This window comes from Rossellomorea vietnamensis, assembly GCF_001305855.1.
Lineage (GTDB): Bacteria > Bacillota > Bacilli > Bacillales > Bacillaceae_B > Rossellomorea > Rossellomorea vietnamensis_A.
In genome coordinates, this window is sequence record NZ_LIXZ01000005.1 from 218,140 (window position 1) to 233,712 (window position 15,573).

Consider the following 15,573-nt stretch of genomic DNA (forward strand, 5'->3'; position numbering starts at 1 on the left):
TTTCTCCTATTCCAGTAGTCTAGTGATGTAGGTCTTCATTTTTTCGTGTGTTTCCTCCAACGATTCGGAGGGTTCATCTACCTGGGCATGTCCATAGAACATGGCACCAAACTGATCTGATTCTTCATTACGTGGAATGACATGCATGTGATAATGAGTCAATTCATTATAGATTCCACCATTTTGGCAAATTGTCACTCCATTCGGTTCAAATAATGCATGGATCGTACGTGCAACCAGTTGTGAGGCCCTCATTACGGAGAGACTTTCCTCTTCGTCAAGTTCAGTCACTTCCTCCTTATGTTTCTTTGGAAGGATCAGTGTGTGACCTGCATGATGGGGATCATGATCCAGTAAGCATGTGACATGTTCGTTCTCATAAATGATATAAACATTCTCTTCATCATTGGCAAGTCGGCAGCCGAGGCAATTTTTCATTGTAAAACCTCCGATAAAAAGTGGATTTTAAAGGGTTTTTTAAAAATGTGTCGAACATTGTTGCATAGACGAAATCAAAGCGTTTCTCCTATCATCATATCACGTAATGGAAAGGATATCAGAAAATAATGGAAATTAGATTGCTTAATGAGTCACACGCTGAAGATTATTGGAACCTTAGGTTAGAGATGCTGAAACAGAGTCCTTCAAGTTTTGGCAGCAGCTATGAAGAGGCACTCGAGCGTCCAAATCCAATTGAAATGACTGAAAAGAGGCTTTCAAGCGATGACAGTTTCACGTTTGGCTGCTTTGTCGAGGAAAGACTGGCAGGGGCTGTTACGATGGTCCGTGAAGCGTCAGTGAAAATGAACCATAAAGCTTCCATCTTTGCTATGTATGTGACACCGACACAAAGGGGGAAAGGATTGGCGAGGCGACTGCTGGAAGCGGCCATAGATCTTGCAAAGGAAACAGACGGCATTGAACAACTGATGATCACAGTCGTAACTACAAATGAAACAGCAAAAGGACTCTATCACTCATGTGGTTTCAAACCATATGGAACTGAAAAGAGAGCAATGAAATATAATGAGGAATACTACGATGAAGAGTTAATGGTTTTGTTTTTATAGTGCTCCTTTGATTGAATGTGTGCAGGGAGTCATAATTTCATCAACTTAAAAAACGGTGAGTCTCAAACGAGAGATTCACCGTTTTTCATAATACATGATAATCAAAGCTGAACAATAGGAAACTTACCACAAAAATGGATGCAATAAAGGCTTTTACAGGATTGAGGTAGTGAAGACGTAGCATTGGGAACATAATGCAATAAAAAAGTATCGTCCACCATAGATTCCATCCTTCAAAATATTCTATGGAATCGGTTTTCCCCGCAGCCCATTCAGTCAACGTTGCAACACCGATATATTTCAGATAATAGACGACCTTGATTCTCCATTCTTCCGGATAATGGCTCAAGAACAGAACGACAAGGCAAGGGTAAGCAACCATTGTATAAAGCGTATCTGTTACAAACATATTGACAAAAAATCCGTCTAATTCCCACACGGCCTTCACTGTATAGCTGATATACTGATAAAACATATTGAAAAAACTAAAATAGTAGATGGTGGGAAGAAATTCCCTCCACCTACTCCAAGATCCCCATTTCAAGGAACTAAGAACAACCAATACAATCACGACAATGTGAAACATGGGATCCCCCCATAGTATGATACAAATGATTGGTCATAGTGTACCCGTCTATATGGAAATTCATTCCCATATTTGGTATTCCATTATTGTCATGGCTGCTGGCAGTCAATAAATAAATCCGCTACTTTGTTACTGAACTCTCTTAAATAATGAAGATAGTCCTCCCCACCGTAGTTATAGCGCTTATTATACATCTTTGCTACTACAACGTTTAATGACGGGATGACCAGCAGTGTCGGTCCTGTTACTCCAAGTATTTGATACGAATCCCGGGGTACCCGTTCCCCCATTTCACTTCTCAAACGCGCATCTCCCTGTACATACCAGAAAAGACCGTTATCAGGAAGAGATGAGTCATAATAGGGACCATTTTGGATCGAGGTGGATAACTCGATCACTTGGGATGGAACAATCTGTTCACCGTTCATCCTGCCCTTTTGCAGGTGCAGTTGTCCCCATAGGGCAAACTCCTTTACGGAAACGAAAAGATTTTTTTCTGTACCATCATTGGTCGTTCCCAGTCCTGAAAGAGCCGGTTCCGTTACTTCTCCGATAATGTTCACAAGGCTTTCGTCAGGTTCTGTCCGCCAGCCCGTTTCTTTTAATCCGATACGTGAGAATATCCGTTCTTCCAATAGCTGTGGAAACCCTTTTCCGTAAAGCCGCTGAATCAATTCGGTCAAGATCTCCACTCCGATGTTTCGATAAGCCCAGCCGGTTCCTGCCTTGAATTCTCTGAACCAGTTACCTTTCTCATCGATATGAAGTCCGTGGGAATGAGTGACAAGGTGCCGGATGGTTGTACCCATCACTATTTCAGGGTCCAATTCAGGCATGTACTCAGAAATAGGATCGTCAAGACTCTCAATGTATTTGTCATATAATGCAAAGGAAACGGCAAGTCCTAAATAGCTTTTTCGGGCAGAGGCCACATTGAATTGTGAATCGGCTTGGACATTTCTCGCATTCTCCTCATGGGAGTGACGTCCACTATAATGTTCTACCACTACATCATTATCTTTAAGGATATAGAGCGCGCCAGCAGAGCTTCCATTTTTATCTTTGATATCTTCCACCCAGGAAATCAGTTCCTCTGCAAGGTACGGCACTTGTTTCACTCTTTTACCCATTCCTCGGCTAACATCCCATAAACCACATGATCTACATAGTGATCGTAGAGCCATTCTCTTTGGCGGAGCTTCCCTTCTTCTACAAATCCGAGCCTTTCGGGGATACTGCGGCTCCGATGATTAAATTCAGCAGCGGTTATCTCGACTTTATTCATTTTATAATAATCAAAGGCGTAGCTCGTCAACCCTTTTGCCACGGTCGTCATGATGCCTTTCCCTTGATAGCCCTCACCCAGCCAATAGCCAATATAGGCGACTTTATTAGACCAATTCAGTTCATTGAAGCCCGCAATACCTACAATTTCATTTTGATAAACGATTGCAGTCGTCAAACTCTTATTATTAGCAAAACCTAAGCGGGTCGCCTTAATGAACTCCTTTGAATCTTCCAGTGTTTTAGAGTAGTCCACCCAAGGGAGCCATTCCCTTAAATAAGAGCGGGATCCATCTGTCAGTTCGAATAATCTTTCTGCGTCTTGTAGATCAAGCAGTCTTAATTCCAATTTGTCGTTTAATTGATATGTAAACATTTACATTGCTCCTTATCTTTGATTTGTGAGATTATGGGTATTTATGAAATTCATCACCACTCGTAATGCGGAGTGTGGCCGCTTTTTAGAGGGACGGACCTTCATACGTGTCATTATGGTAAACTGCTACTGCTCCATGAAGGTCCGTCCCTCGAATGGAATGATTATCGGAAGGTTTGCGTTATTTTCCCTTTTCCATCATGGACTTCTACTTTTCCGTATGCCCCATTAATGAAGGTAATCTGTGGAGGCTGATGACCACAGTCGATATCATATGCCACCGGGATTTGTAATTCCTTGGCGATTTCATAATACACATCTTCTGCTGAATAGCCATCCACTGGAATGTTAGCGGCACTTCTCCCGAAAAGAAGACCTGAAGAATGGTCTAACCATCCTGCGAGTCTCATTTGTACGAGTGTACGGCGTAAATCTGCTGTATTTATCTCACAGTTTTCAAAATACCAAATGATTGTTTCACCGACTATATGTTTCTTCCTGAAAGAAGCCACATCCCCGAATGGTGTGCCTATAAGGTTTCTGATCACATCGATACAGCCTCCGAGGAATCGGCCTTCCATTTCTACCTTCCTGTCTCCGATGGTTTTCCAGACCGTGGGCTCCGTTAAATGAAATACATGGGGTGAAGGCTCTTCATGATTCCATTCTTTTTGATACTTTTGGGATGAAAATTGAGTTACCGAAGAGCCTTTTTCTGCGGAAAGGACATTTTTCCATTGTTTAGTCGTTGGATCAGTAACCTCTCCTCTTAGGTCAATGAGGTTGGTCCCATGTGCCGTGGCCATCCCTGTCTTTAATGTTATTGCAAGTAAGAGGGCACTAATATCGGAATATCCAAGCACCCATTTAGGCTTGATCTGCTCATAATCGATTAATTCAAGGACTTCTATGAGAAGCTCTCCTCCCCATGGCGGGGTGATGAGTGAAATCGAATCATCCTGAAGCATTCGATTTAATTCGGCTGCTCTTTCCGTTGCGGGGGCAGACTTTGCTTTGTGTTGCTTCCAAACGGTATCACCACACTCTATGATGTAACCCTTTTCTTCCATTTTAGCTATCGCTTTCTTCAGTGAATCGTGGAGTTCATGTGGCACGCCAGAAGAAGGTGCGGTCAAGCCCACAGTAGAATGTTTCTTAAGTAATGGATATGTAATCATCTCTATCCCCTCCAGTGGTTTACCCGATTTTACCAGATTGGTAGAGTAGGGACAAGAATTATTTTCCATTTGGAGGGACGGACCTTCTCCCAACATATTATGGTAAACCCAGATTAATAGATGAAGGTCCGTCCCTGAGTACAACAATTATTTACAATAATTTGAACGATTTGAAAAGGTTCATGGGATTTGGAGTGTTTGGGAGGTTTGTATGGTAGAATGATTTGGTTGCGTAAAATTGGTTTTATGGAGGTACTATTTTGGAAAAGAAGACGGTGAAACAGAGCCTGGCGGTTTTGATGATATCATTTATGGCGATGACGCCTTTTCAGCAGACGGCGCATGGTAAATCAACAGTAGAGATCAATGCAGATGCTGCTATATTAGTAGAAGCAGATACAGGTAAGATTGTTTATAGTGAACATGAAGACAAGGCACTCGGTATTGCCAGCATGACGAAAATGATGACGGAGTACCTTGTGTTAGAAGCGATTGAAAAAGGAAAAATAAAATGGGATCAAACATATAAAGTAAGCGATAAGGTATATCAATTAGCCAATGCTCCCGGATTAAGCAATGTTCCACTGAGAGCAGATGAAGAATATACGGTAAGGGAATTGTACGATGCCATGGTCATCAAGTCCGGTAATGGTGCGGCGATTGCCCTTTCTGAGGTGGTCGCAGGTTCTGAAGGGAAATTTGTGAAGATGATGAATGCCAAGGCGAAGGAACTTGGCTTTGAACATTATCAATTCGTCAATTCCTCTGGGCTCAGTAACTACGATATGCTGGGGATGTATCCTGAAGGAACCGATGTGAATGATGAAAATGTGGTATCAGCTGAAGATATGGCAACACTTGCCTATTACCTCATTCATGATTTCCCTGAAGTATTGGAAACATCAAGTCTCACTTCAAAAGTATTCAAACCCGGGACAAGTGAAGAACTGGTCATGAAAAACACAAATGGTCTATTAAAGGGGAAATCCTATCATTATAAGGGTGCAGATGGTCTGAAGACCGGCACGACTCCCTTCGCCGGCTCAACCTTTACCGGGACGGCAAAAAGAAATGGGGTTCGTTACATTACTGTCATTCTTGACGCAAAGGATAAATACGGACAGCCAAGCAGTGCAGAGCGATTTATTCAAGCAAGAGAACTCCTCGATTACGGTTTTAATGAATTTAAGACTGTAACATATGACTTGGATAGCATCGAAAAGAAAAAGAAGCATACCATACCTGTTCCGAATGGGAAAGAGCAGGAAGTGACAATTAAGGTCGACAAACCCCTCTCTATCCGCTTAACGGATGAGGAAAAAGACAAGGTGAAAACCAAACTGAATCTCGATGAAAAAAAAGTCAACGAGGATGGGTCCCTTCAGGCTCCTATTGAAAAAGGAGAAAAAATCGGGGAAATGGTAATCGATATAAATGATAAAGAAGAATATATCTTTGACAAAAAGTCTTCAGCATATAAGGTGGATGTCTATGCTGCAGAATCCGTAAAGAAAGCGAGTTGGATTGTCAGAAGTGCGCGTGGAATCCAGGATTTTTTCGGTAATCTCTTCTAAGTGATAGATGCATCGTTAATGATTGGTTTAGATTTAGTGTTTGCTTTTCTATCCCGTTCGTGTCAAACTTATTTAGTCAAGGATTTAGAAAGCAGGTGGCATAATGATCGAAGTAAAACTATCGTCTCTTAGCGACGGAGATCTTAATCGTGGTGTTTTTGCAAAAAGAGATATAGCTAAAGGAGAACTGGTACATGAAGCACCAGTCATCCCATACCCAAACGAAGAACATGAGCATATTGAGAAGACGTTCCTGGCGGATTATGTATTTGAATACGGAATCAACCATACAGCACTTCTATTAGGATACGGAATGTTGTTCAACCATTCATATACACCCAATACGATTTACGAAATCAATTTTGATAATCATACCTTCGACTTTTATGCTTATAAAGATATTCAAGCCGGAGAAGAACTGCTTATTAACTATAATGGCGAAGTGGATAATGATGAGCCGCTTTGGTTTAATAAAGATAAGAACGAAGATGAATAATGAAAAAGGGACTTCCAAATTAATTTGGAAGTCCCTTTTTACGTTGGTTAGAGGGACGGACCTCAACTAATGCTCTAGATAGGATTAAGAATCCGCGTAAAACCTGAATTCCTTATGAAAATAGTATGCTAATTCGAGGTCCGTCCCTCTTCCCACTTCCGGTATATCATGTGATCTAAAATAAAAAAACAGGCATCTAAGCCTGTTTTTCAAACGTATTTAAACCAAGTCTCCGGTTTTTCCATCTAGGATCTCAACTTTAATTGTGCGTACCCGGCGATTATCCACTTCTTCGACGCTCACCTTTAGGTTTTCATAATCAAAGCTGTCACCTTCTGATGGGAGGTCTTCAAAGCTTTCAACGACCCATCCCCCAAGTGTATGATAAGAGCTTTCAGGCTCTGGTACGTCGAGTAACTCTGTAAATTCATCCAATTGATATTGTGAATCGAATCTATATTCTTTATCGCTGATTTTCCTCATGGAATGAGTTTTCTCATCTTGCTCATCCCAGATTTCCCCTACAATCTCTTCCAATATATCTTCAAGGGTGATGATTCCGGTAGTTCCACCAAATTCATCCACTACAATGGCCATATGCACATTGTTCTTTTGAAGCTTGGTAAGAAGTGAAGAGATTTTAACAGATTCAAATACAAACATCGGTTCACGAATCAATTCCCGAATGTTCACTTCACCGAACTTAATCAAGTGAGTGAAGAACTCTTTTTCAGATAAAATTCCGATAATGTTATCAATATGATCTTCATATACAGGAATCCGAGAAAAACGTTCTTCAAAGAACATTTCTTTGATTTCTTCAATCGGTTGATTCACTTCAACGGCCTTGACATCGATACGGGGAGTCAAAACCTCGGTAGCAAGGATATCATCAAAGTCCATGGAGCGGTGAATCAACTCCCTTTCTTCTCTATCAATGACTCCTTCTTCTTCACTAATATCAAGCATCACCTTTAATTCTTCCTCTGTGACAGACGGCATCTCGTGATCTTTCGAGAAGAATTTCGATACCAACTCCTTTAATTTAATAAAGAAGAAGTTGACCGGTGTAAGGACCTTGATTAAGAAAAATAGCACGCCGGATATGGTCAGGGAATATGTTTCTGCGTTTTCTTTAGCCAATGATTTCGGGAGGATTTCTCCAAAAATCAAAATTAACAGCGTCATGACAAACGTACTGATGATAAGACCAGTGTTCCCTCCAAAAATATCTGTCGCAAGCTTTGCTGAAATACTTGCTGCCGCTATGTTTACGATATTGTTTCCGACTAATATCGTAGACAGGGCTTTATCAAAATTCTCGGCAATATAATGCGCTTTAATGCTTCCTTTTCTTCCTTCACTTACGAAATTCTTAAGTCTGATCTTATTCACGCTTGAGTAAGCCGTTTCCGCCGATGAGAAAAAGGCAGATAATAGGATTAATGCTCCTAGTAATACTAATGAATTCAGTGGTATATCGTCCAAAAAAAAGTCACTCTCCTGTAATTGCTTATCTATTATGCTGGATTAACCAGAAAAAACCATTAATGTTTGGAATAAGGCTAATGCCTGTGGGGAAACCTGCTTCAACATGCGGTTGCGGTCTTCATCCCCTAGTGTATCCAATGCCTGCAGGACTTCATGTAATTCATTATGCAAATGCTTCATTTCATTTCTTATATGATTTACCTGCTTTTCAAGCACGGATTGATCGACCTGATTGGATTTCAATAAAATCATACGATCTTTGATTTCATGTAAGGTCATTTTCATTTGCTGACATTGTTCAATCAGTTTCAAGTCAGCTAATGCCTCTTCATGATAGTATCGATAATTATTGCGGGACCGGTCGCACTTCAATAATCCCATTTTCGTGTAATAATCAATGGTGCGCTTGGATACTTTACTTAACTTCGATAGCTCGCCTATTCGATACAACTTCCCAAGTGATCACCTCTAGAGTAGTATACTGCATTTTAATAAAAGCGTACAGTTAAACGTTACGGTTTAGGGACGGACCTCAAAAATCTATCTGCTTTAAGGGTTCAAATGCCCACTATCAAGGGATTTACCCTGAAATATTGCTATGTTTTGAGGTCCGTCCCTCTACTTTTAATTGAAAGGTCTTTTTAACCGTAAGAATGGAACTACTTGAATGCCACTCGCTGCTACTATCATCAATATTCCCACAGATAGCAACAACCAAAATAAAGCGTTCCCCCCGGTAGTTGGTGAAGAGGAAATAAGTAAACTTAACGCAAGGTAGATCACGCCAATTAATGCGAGGAAAATCCGGAATCCCGCTTGTTTAAATACTCTAAATCCAAACAGTATTAATAGATAACTGGCGCTGATTATCATCATCCCAGGATAGAGTGGCGAGAACTTAGCCGCATAAACAAAGAAATCAAGGGCTACAATATCACTCGAACCGGTTACACTTCCATGAACCATCTCACTAAATGGAGCCGAATACCCCCATTCCCAGGAGTGATCCAGCAATGCACTCCCCTCATACCAAGAAACCAAAGTCGAAAAAACGAGTACAAGTAATCCAATACCTACTTGTGCCCAATATTTAATAGACATAACCTACTCCTTTCCTATGAGGGACGGACCTCAATAATTGCTTTATTTTGTGAGTGAAGTCGTTTTATATCAAGGCATCCACCCTGAAATAAGGTGTCAAATTGAGGTCCGTCCCTCAATTTAGATACCTTGAACTTTCACCTTTGGCCACTTCTTATCCCATTGCTTTTCATGCACCCTTTTTTCATATATGGAAGACAGTGCCCCTTTTTCTTTAAATGGTGGGGTCGGCTTTATTTGGAGAGAGAGCAAGTCTTTTATCCCCCATGGTGCAGCTAATATAAGTTCATTTTTCTCGTTCAGCTTTAGAGCTATGGAGGTAGCAGTTTCCGGAAAACGAGAAACGGCATCAATCGTAGAGGTATACGGCTCTTCTCCATTAATAATATGCATCCTTGCCTGGTTTTTCACAGACCACGGTTCGGCAGGAGCTTTTCCCTTCAATTTAGATTCTAAGTGTTTTTCAAATTGTTCATCTGTATTTGAAGCATCAAAGTACACGACATCAATATCCGGCAAGTTCGTTTTATTGGAATACCCATGCAGTGTATCCCACACTTTCGTCCTTACAAACCCTGCACAAATCCACCAGTCGGGCAGATGAAGGGTTTGTGCGGTTTTAAGGATGTTCATCATCCAAGAATCATTAGTTATTAAATTCAATATGTCCTCTTCGGATTTGATCACGATCTCCCCTCCTTGTTCATACTGTGTTCAATCGATGAAATATACAGGGATTTCTCCCATATTTAAATTAAGCATTTTTAACTTATTTTACCATAAAACACAGCGTTTAATGGATTCATTCCTGCTTCCTCTCGATTGTTCGACCTGTGGAGTTTGAATCCCACTAAAAAATGCCAGGAAGTTTTTCCTGACATTTTCCATTCACTGTCCACCGGTAAACCAGCTGTTCGCTTTCACACGTTCTTCTTCCTGTAATTGTTTTTCGTGTTGATTGCCTGCTTCAAATGTATTCTGAGAGAATTTCCGTCTTAGAAGACCACTTATTATACCGAAAATAACGGCAATGCCTGTAATCCACCATAGCATGTGCACAACACCTCCATTAGGAATAGTTTCCTTTTATATACTTACGTTTGAAGAAGGAGTAGGTTTCATCTTTGGCAAATATTATTCTTCGGTTGTTTCCAGATTTTCTGTGTTTTCAAGCTGATCGGCATTCCGGACTTTCTCTTCTGTTGAGGAGTTGTAGTATCCTTCTTTTTCATATTGTTTTTTTAGTTCGAAGTATTTGTCCATGATCCGTTTGGCGATGGTTTTGTTTACATATGGATCTTTGACTTGATGTGAATATGGCAAGACCACTGAAAAGGCAACTTCCGGATCATCATAAGGTGCGTATCCGATTAAAGTTGTGTTAAAGGTGTCAAACTGTCTTTTCTTCTCAGGACTATAATAAAATGCTTCTGCAGTACCAGATTTAGCTGCTGCATTATATGGAGCACTACTGAAAATATTGGCTGTCCCTTGTCTGGCATGGGCAACCTGATAAAATCCTTGTTGAACCTGCTCAATTTGCCTATCTGAAGCATCAATTCTATTCAGAACATTTGGCTCATATTCACTTAATACAGGACCAACTTTACCAGTTTCACCGCTCGGTTCCCGTATCTCTTTCATAATATGTGGCTGCATGCGATACCCACCATTTGCAATCGTCGAAGCATATTGAACCAGCTGCATCGGGGTGTATAAATCATATTGTCCTATTGCAAAGTCCATCAAGTTACCTGGCAGATACCCTTTTCCTTGTAAACCGTCTACTTCACCAGGAAGGTCGATACCTGTTTTGACGCCAAGTCCGAATTGATTAAAATGATTTCGGAATGTACTGAATGTTTCTTTCTTAATATCCATAGGTTGCCCTTTATGATAAGTAACCCCCGCAACCTTAAAAGCTGTTTTCCACATGTATGCGTTAGAAGAGACTTCAAGCGCTTTTTTGTCAGTTAGATACATTGGTCCCCATGATTGGTTAAACCATGATCTTTTTATAGGGGAATCTTTGATTTGTATGGCTTCATCGTAAAGAGTCTCACCAATATTTAATTTGCCGGTCATATATCCAGTTAATACTGTAGCACCTTTTACGGTAGATCCAACACCATATTCCGACGTGTATGTGCCTAGCGCATAGTCTTGTAATTCTGTCTGCCCATCTTCATTTTTTCCATATTTTTTTCCTACCATAGAAAGTATTTCACCAGTATTTGGATCCATCATGACGACAAAAGCACGATCTAAAAATGGTGATTCCCAATATTTTGCTGCTTGCTTACTAAGTTCCTCTTCTACGATCTTTTCTAATTCCTTTTGTAGGTTCAAGTCGATGGTCAATACAACATCTTTTCCACTATGCCCATCAGATACAACCTGACTGTCGAGGACACTGCCGTTTTTGGTGATATACTCAATTTTTTCTTTTTGTCCTTTCAACACATCTTCATATTGTGATTCAAAATAACTGGTTCCTACCCTGTCGTTCCGTGAATAACCTTCTGCAATGAATTGGTCGGCTATTTCACTAGGTAAACCCTGTTGCGAAGTAGAAACTTTGCCCAAGATGGTTCTCAGTGTACTATCATTAACATATTTTCGTTCCCAATCTGTAGTCACGTTTACCCCAGGCATTTCCGATAAACGTTCACTCACTCTGGCCATTTCCTCCGTCGAGACATCTTTATTTTTGATGATCTGTGGACTTAAGGCATATCCCGTATTGAACTCACGAAAGATAGCCAGGACTTCCATTTCCTTTTTGGAAAAAGAGTTGATATCTGCTTCGGTGATTCTCTCAAGCTGCATTTCGTAAATCTTCTTGTTCCTCTCATCCTCAGCCAGTTCTTCATCATCTTCGAGCTTCTTGATTTCTTCTTTTGAAACAAGCTTTTCCGCTTGATCAGGATGAGTGAGAAGCCAAAAGTCCTGCTTATCACGATCTGTAATTTTCTTTGTATCCATATCAATCAATTCAGCTAGTTTCTCAGCAACCTTCAGCATCTCTTTAGGCTTCGTCGTTTGTGTTCGCGTGTACGTAATGGCATTGAGCGGCACGTTGTCAACGATGACATTTCGGTAACGGTCATAAATTTTCCCTCTGGGAGGTGTTCCATTATGGGATTTCACATTTTCTGTTCTTGCAACTTCTGCTTCATAGTGGTTTCCCTGCACGATTTGTACAATTCCAAGACGAAGAATCAGAACTGAAAATAGAAAAAAGACCGATATAAACAGTAAATTCATTCTCAATGGGACATGGGTTTTTTTCTTTTTCTTCTTTTCCTTCAATTTGAATAACCCCTTTTAAGCTTGTATTTTACCAAAATATGATAATGTTCTAGTCCTATTTTATAGAAATTTCGACTATATTTCTACCTCTATATGGAATTAATACCATTAATCTTACTTCATTGGGTTTTGATGGTGAAAAATGAATGGAATATAGGGATAGTAGGTATATATATGGGGATTTATGCAACTGCGAAAAATGTCGAAAGAGGAGTATAGACAAAGTGGTTCCGTTTCTTTTAGAATATAGTCGTATTCAAAGCGATAAAAATGAAACCAAAGCTTTCCTTATTGCGTAGAATTGGTAACTAGATGATTGAGAGGTTGAAGGCTGTTATGTTTAGTAAACTGATGTGCAGGTTCGGTATTGGGGCAACAAAGATTGATTTGGTATTAAATAAGAAGGAGTTTCGACCAGGGGATGTCATCAAGGGTGAATATGAACTAACCGGCGGTCGTGTAGAGCAGAAGTTAAAAAGAATTGAGACAGATCTTTTACAGTACGAGGATAATCGTTCTTCTGTTCTTCATCAGAATACCATCTTAAGCTCTTCAACGATGAAAGCAAACGAACAACGCACCATTCACTTTTCGTGCAGACTTTCAGATGCATTTCCACCAAGCAGTGAAAAAGTTTCATATAAGTTCGTCACCCGACTCGTCTTTGACGATGGTGTCAACAGCGTCGATCATGATGAATTTCAGATTTTAGTATAATGATATGAATGTGAGCCCTTCTTTTTCGGAAGGGCTTTTTTAATGTGGTTATCTCTTTCCTATTGAAAACCCGTCAAATAATCTTCCACCGTGTGTCTGGAGAACAGAATCGACCAGTCTCACAATATCCTTCTTATCATCTTTCCGATAAAATTCTTCGAAAGCATTGACATAATCCTCGGCAAATTTCTGATCGTACTCTTTTAATGCACGGACGATCCATTTTGAAGAGCCTATCCAATGATGATTCGTCCTCAGCACAAACTCATGAAGTGATTCCCCTATGGAGTTCGCAATGAAGATACTTTCCCCTCTATTCGTCGAGCCGATAAAATCCTCAAGGGTGTCTGTAAGAAAATACCTTTTCATCCGAATGGTCTCCGCTGACCACTCTGGAGGTCCGTCCCTCAAAATGGTATTCGCTTCTTGTTTAATTTTGTCGATGATTGTGTGGTCGGTGAGTGGAATTCCTTCTGACACCATCCTTGGTAGGGAGGGGCGAGCCCGATTGGCGTCCGATTGGAAGTAGTGACGGAGGGTTTTCAAATTGTGTACAAATACTTCTATTGGCCATCCGTAGTAAATAAGTGATTCCCGGTATTCAGTTTGCAGTCGTTCATCGAGGACCACAATGTCTAGATCCGATGTGACTGTCTCTTCTCCTCTCACGACGCTTCCCCCGAGAAGTGCCGCTTGACAGGTGGGGAATTTTTCGTGGATGAATTGTTTGGCTGTTTCAATTGCTGATGCTCTTATCATCGGATGATTTCCTTTCTCCTCTGATGATTAATTTTTCCAGATCCAGCACGTGTTCCGTCATATAGTCCGGGTGAACCTCTCCCGGGAACTCATGGTCATATTTATTAATCCACAAAGTATCCATTCCGATCGAATTAGCCCCTATAATATCAGTAAAATAGTTGTCACCTATAAAAAGGGTCCTCGCTGGCTCGGCTTTAAAAACATTCAATGTAAGTATACTTCCTTTTCACTTTCAAAAATCAAAAATGCTGGTCATTCCTTTCAGATTGACTCTGTGAATTCTTCTTTTTCCTTCCTCCTCCCTAAACTGTGTCCGATTACGATTCCTATGATCAGGATAAACAGATAGTCTGTTTCAAAACCTTCCGTGAAAAAACCCGTGATTCCCCATCCCAGGATGGCCCCAAATATGACTAAGAAAAGGGATTTCATATCATTTCCTCCTTCCTAATAGAATCCGACCATCGTGAGGAGTCCGACTCCAATGATGGTGGTCAATCCACCTGAGACGATTGCGATAAAAAGGGTTCGTATTTGTCGCGTTTCAAGCCAAATACTGAAGGCAACTACTATGGTGAGAATGATTCCGAAGAAAACAGCCGCATATGGATTGGACGGGGCTAAAAAGTCGTTCCAATTCAACCAATTCATTCAATACACTCCTTTAGTATGTATCTCGCCTATCTATACATCAGTACAACGTCTTTAATCATAAGTATATCAAAGGACGACCATAATATGGGATTTATTTGTTCTGTTATGATTATAAAGTAACCGGAAAATTAACCTAGTAAAATTTACTAGGTGTTGATTTTACAGGCTTCGTTAATCAGTGGTAACAACTACCTGTTTTAAAATTAACAGAATTATATTTCAATAGAACTATGAAAACTTTAAAACTTTTATCTATCTTATTGTTGTCTGTCACTTTTGTCATTGGATTTGGCCATTCTTCCAAGGTTGCCGCTGCAGGTACCTATAAGGTCTCTTACGGGGATACGATGTGGAAAATCGCCGTGAAACATCAGGTGGGTGTATCTGAGTTGATTTCAGCAAACCCCGGAATCAGCAACCCGAATGTGATTTATCCTGGTCAAAGCATAAATATCCCAGGAGTAAATGCCACTGCTGAAAGTTATACATACGAAGTAGTGAAACTCGTGAACATCGAGCGTTCAAAAGTGGGTTTACCCCCATTGAAGGAAAATTGGGAGTTATCCCGTGTCGCTCGCTATAAGTCGGAAGACATGATCGCGAAAAACTATTTCAGCCATACATCTCCAACATACGGATCTCCATTTCAAATGATGAAGGACTTCGGCATATCCTACCAGGCAGCGGGTGAAAATATCGCTGCAGGTCAAAGGACTCCGGCTGAAGTTGTAGAGGCGTGGATGAACAGCGAAGGTCATAGAAAAAATATCCTTTCCCCAACGTATACAGAAATTGGAGTAGGATATGTGAAGGGTGGATCGTACGGTCATTATTGGACTCAAATGTTCATTAAAAGGTAAAAAATAAGTGCTTATGACTCTGGTACTGTACCAGGGTCTCTTTTTATACCTCGATAAAAACGGTTCAATTAAGGCTCGCTTTATTCAACAAGGAGTAGTGCACGGTAGTAAG

General features: G+C 40.5%; 20 protein-coding genes. 5 read left to right on the forward strand and 15 right to left on the reverse strand.

Going from position 1 to position 15,573, the window contains the following annotated elements:
• Positions 1-6 precede the first annotated feature (6 nt).
• On the reverse strand, positions 7-438 hold the full coding sequence (locus tag AM506_RS08510; RefSeq protein ID WP_060672063.1) for an HIT family protein: 432 nt from the start codon (positions 436-438) through the stop codon (positions 7-9).
• A 128-nt stretch (positions 439-566) separates the two neighbouring features.
• Here AM506_RS08510 and AM506_RS08515 point away from each other — a divergent pair, with 128 nt between their 5' ends.
• Positions 567-1,070 (forward strand): GNAT family N-acetyltransferase, encoded by a 504-nt coding sequence (locus AM506_RS08515; RefSeq protein WP_060672064.1) that lies wholly within the window; start codon positions 567-569, stop codon positions 1,068-1,070.
• Between the two features lie 85 nt (positions 1,071-1,155).
• On the opposite strand, the gene AM506_RS08520 is transcribed toward AM506_RS08515, so the two are convergent.
• The 4 genes from AM506_RS08520 to AM506_RS08535 all read right to left on the reverse strand — a co-directional run bounded on the left by AM506_RS08520 (position 1,156) and on the right by AM506_RS08535 (position 4,494).
• Positions 1,156-1,656 carry a CBO0543 family protein gene (locus AM506_RS08520; RefSeq protein WP_060672065.1) on the reverse strand — a complete coding sequence of 167 codons (501 nt, stop codon included), beginning with the start codon at positions 1,654-1,656 and terminating at the stop codon, positions 1,156-1,158.
• An 89-nt stretch (positions 1,657-1,745) separates the two neighbouring features.
• Positions 1,746-2,786, reverse strand: a complete 1,041-nt coding sequence (locus tag AM506_RS08525) for a serine hydrolase domain-containing protein (RefSeq protein ID WP_060672066.1) — start codon at positions 2,784-2,786, stop codon at positions 1,746-1,748.
• Positions 2,771-3,316, reverse strand: a complete 546-nt coding sequence (locus AM506_RS08530; RefSeq protein ID WP_060672067.1) for a GNAT family N-acetyltransferase — start codon at positions 3,314-3,316, stop codon at positions 2,771-2,773. The genes AM506_RS08525 and AM506_RS08530 overlap by 16 nt, the downstream gene beginning before the upstream one ends.
• 164 nt (positions 3,317-3,480) lie before the next feature.
• A complete protein-coding gene (locus AM506_RS08535) occupies positions 3,481-4,494 on the reverse strand; it encodes a S66 family peptidase (RefSeq protein WP_060672068.1) in 1,014 nt (337 codons plus the stop codon).
• A 260-nt stretch (positions 4,495-4,754) separates the two neighbouring features.
• Between AM506_RS08535 and AM506_RS08540 the strand changes: the two genes are divergently transcribed.
• Positions 4,755-6,068, forward strand: a complete 1,314-nt coding sequence (locus AM506_RS08540) for a D-alanyl-D-alanine carboxypeptidase family protein (protein WP_060672069.1) — start codon at positions 4,755-4,757, stop codon at positions 6,066-6,068.
• Positions 6,069-6,171: 103 nt separating this feature from the next.
• Positions 6,172-6,564: an SET domain-containing protein gene (locus tag AM506_RS08545; RefSeq protein WP_060672070.1), complete on the forward strand. Its 393-nt coding sequence runs from the start codon at positions 6,172-6,174 to the stop codon at positions 6,562-6,564.
• Between the two features lie 219 nt (positions 6,565-6,783).
• Here AM506_RS08545 and AM506_RS08550 read toward each other — a convergent pair whose 3' ends face one another.
• The 6 genes from AM506_RS08550 to AM506_RS08570 form a co-directional block, all read right to left on the reverse strand.
• Positions 6,784-8,052 (reverse strand): hemolysin family protein, encoded by a 1,269-nt coding sequence (locus AM506_RS08550; RefSeq protein WP_060672071.1) that lies wholly within the window; start codon positions 8,050-8,052, stop codon positions 6,784-6,786.
• Positions 8,053-8,094: 42 nt separating this feature from the next.
• On the reverse strand, positions 8,095-8,505 hold the full coding sequence (locus AM506_RS08555; protein WP_060672072.1) for a MerR family transcriptional regulator: 411 nt from the start codon (positions 8,503-8,505) through the stop codon (positions 8,095-8,097).
• 174 nt (positions 8,506-8,679) lie between these two features.
• A complete protein-coding gene (locus AM506_RS08560; protein WP_060672073.1) occupies positions 8,680-9,156 on the reverse strand; it encodes a YjdJ family protein in 477 nt (158 codons plus the stop codon).
• A gap of 120 nt (positions 9,157-9,276) precedes the next feature.
• On the reverse strand, positions 9,277-9,846 hold the full coding sequence (locus tag AM506_RS08565; protein ID WP_060672074.1) for a nucleotidyltransferase family protein: 570 nt from the start codon (positions 9,844-9,846) through the stop codon (positions 9,277-9,279).
• 198 nt (positions 9,847-10,044) lie between these two features.
• A complete protein-coding gene (locus AM506_RS22720) occupies positions 10,045-10,209 on the reverse strand; it encodes a hypothetical protein (RefSeq protein WP_160316862.1) in 165 nt (54 codons plus the stop codon).
• 81 nt (positions 10,210-10,290) lie between these two features.
• Positions 10,291-12,423 carry a peptidoglycan D,D-transpeptidase FtsI family protein gene (locus tag AM506_RS08570; protein ID WP_060672170.1) on the reverse strand — a complete coding sequence of 711 codons (2,133 nt, stop codon included), beginning with the start codon at positions 12,421-12,423 and terminating at the stop codon, positions 10,291-10,293.
• A 381-nt stretch (positions 12,424-12,804) separates the two neighbouring features.
• Between AM506_RS08570 and AM506_RS08575 the strand changes: the two genes are divergently transcribed.
• On the forward strand, positions 12,805-13,185 hold the full coding sequence (locus AM506_RS08575; protein WP_060672075.1) for a sporulation protein: 381 nt from the start codon (positions 12,805-12,807) through the stop codon (positions 13,183-13,185).
• A 48-nt stretch (positions 13,186-13,233) separates the two neighbouring features.
• Here AM506_RS08575 and AM506_RS08580 read toward each other — a convergent pair whose 3' ends face one another.
• The 4 genes from AM506_RS08580 to AM506_RS08590 are packed head-to-tail and all read right to left on the reverse strand — an operon-like array spanning position 13,234 to position 14,598.
• Entirely contained in the window at positions 13,234-13,944 is a 711-nt protein-coding gene (locus AM506_RS08580; protein ID WP_060672076.1) for a nucleotidyltransferase domain-containing protein, read from the reverse strand.
• Positions 13,922-14,155 (reverse strand): HAD family hydrolase, encoded by a 234-nt coding sequence (locus AM506_RS08585; RefSeq protein WP_060672077.1) that lies wholly within the window; start codon positions 14,153-14,155, stop codon positions 13,922-13,924. Before AM506_RS08585 ends, AM506_RS08580 begins: the two co-directional genes overlap by 23 nt.
• A gap of 53 nt (positions 14,156-14,208) precedes the next feature.
• Positions 14,209-14,379, reverse strand: a complete 171-nt coding sequence (locus AM506_RS22475) for a tRNA U-34 5-methylaminomethyl-2-thiouridine biosynthesis protein (RefSeq protein ID WP_106298451.1) — start codon at positions 14,377-14,379, stop codon at positions 14,209-14,211.
• A 15-nt stretch (positions 14,380-14,394) separates the two neighbouring features.
• On the reverse strand, positions 14,395-14,598 hold the full coding sequence (locus AM506_RS08590; protein WP_060672078.1) for a hypothetical protein: 204 nt from the start codon (positions 14,596-14,598) through the stop codon (positions 14,395-14,397).
• Between the two features lie 233 nt (positions 14,599-14,831).
• Here AM506_RS08590 and safA point away from each other — a divergent pair, with 233 nt between their 5' ends.
• Positions 14,832-15,461: a SafA/ExsA family spore coat assembly protein gene (gene safA, locus AM506_RS08595; protein ID WP_082386287.1), complete on the forward strand. Its 630-nt coding sequence runs from the start codon at positions 14,832-14,834 to the stop codon at positions 15,459-15,461.
• The last annotated feature ends 112 nt before the right edge of the window (positions 15,462-15,573 follow it).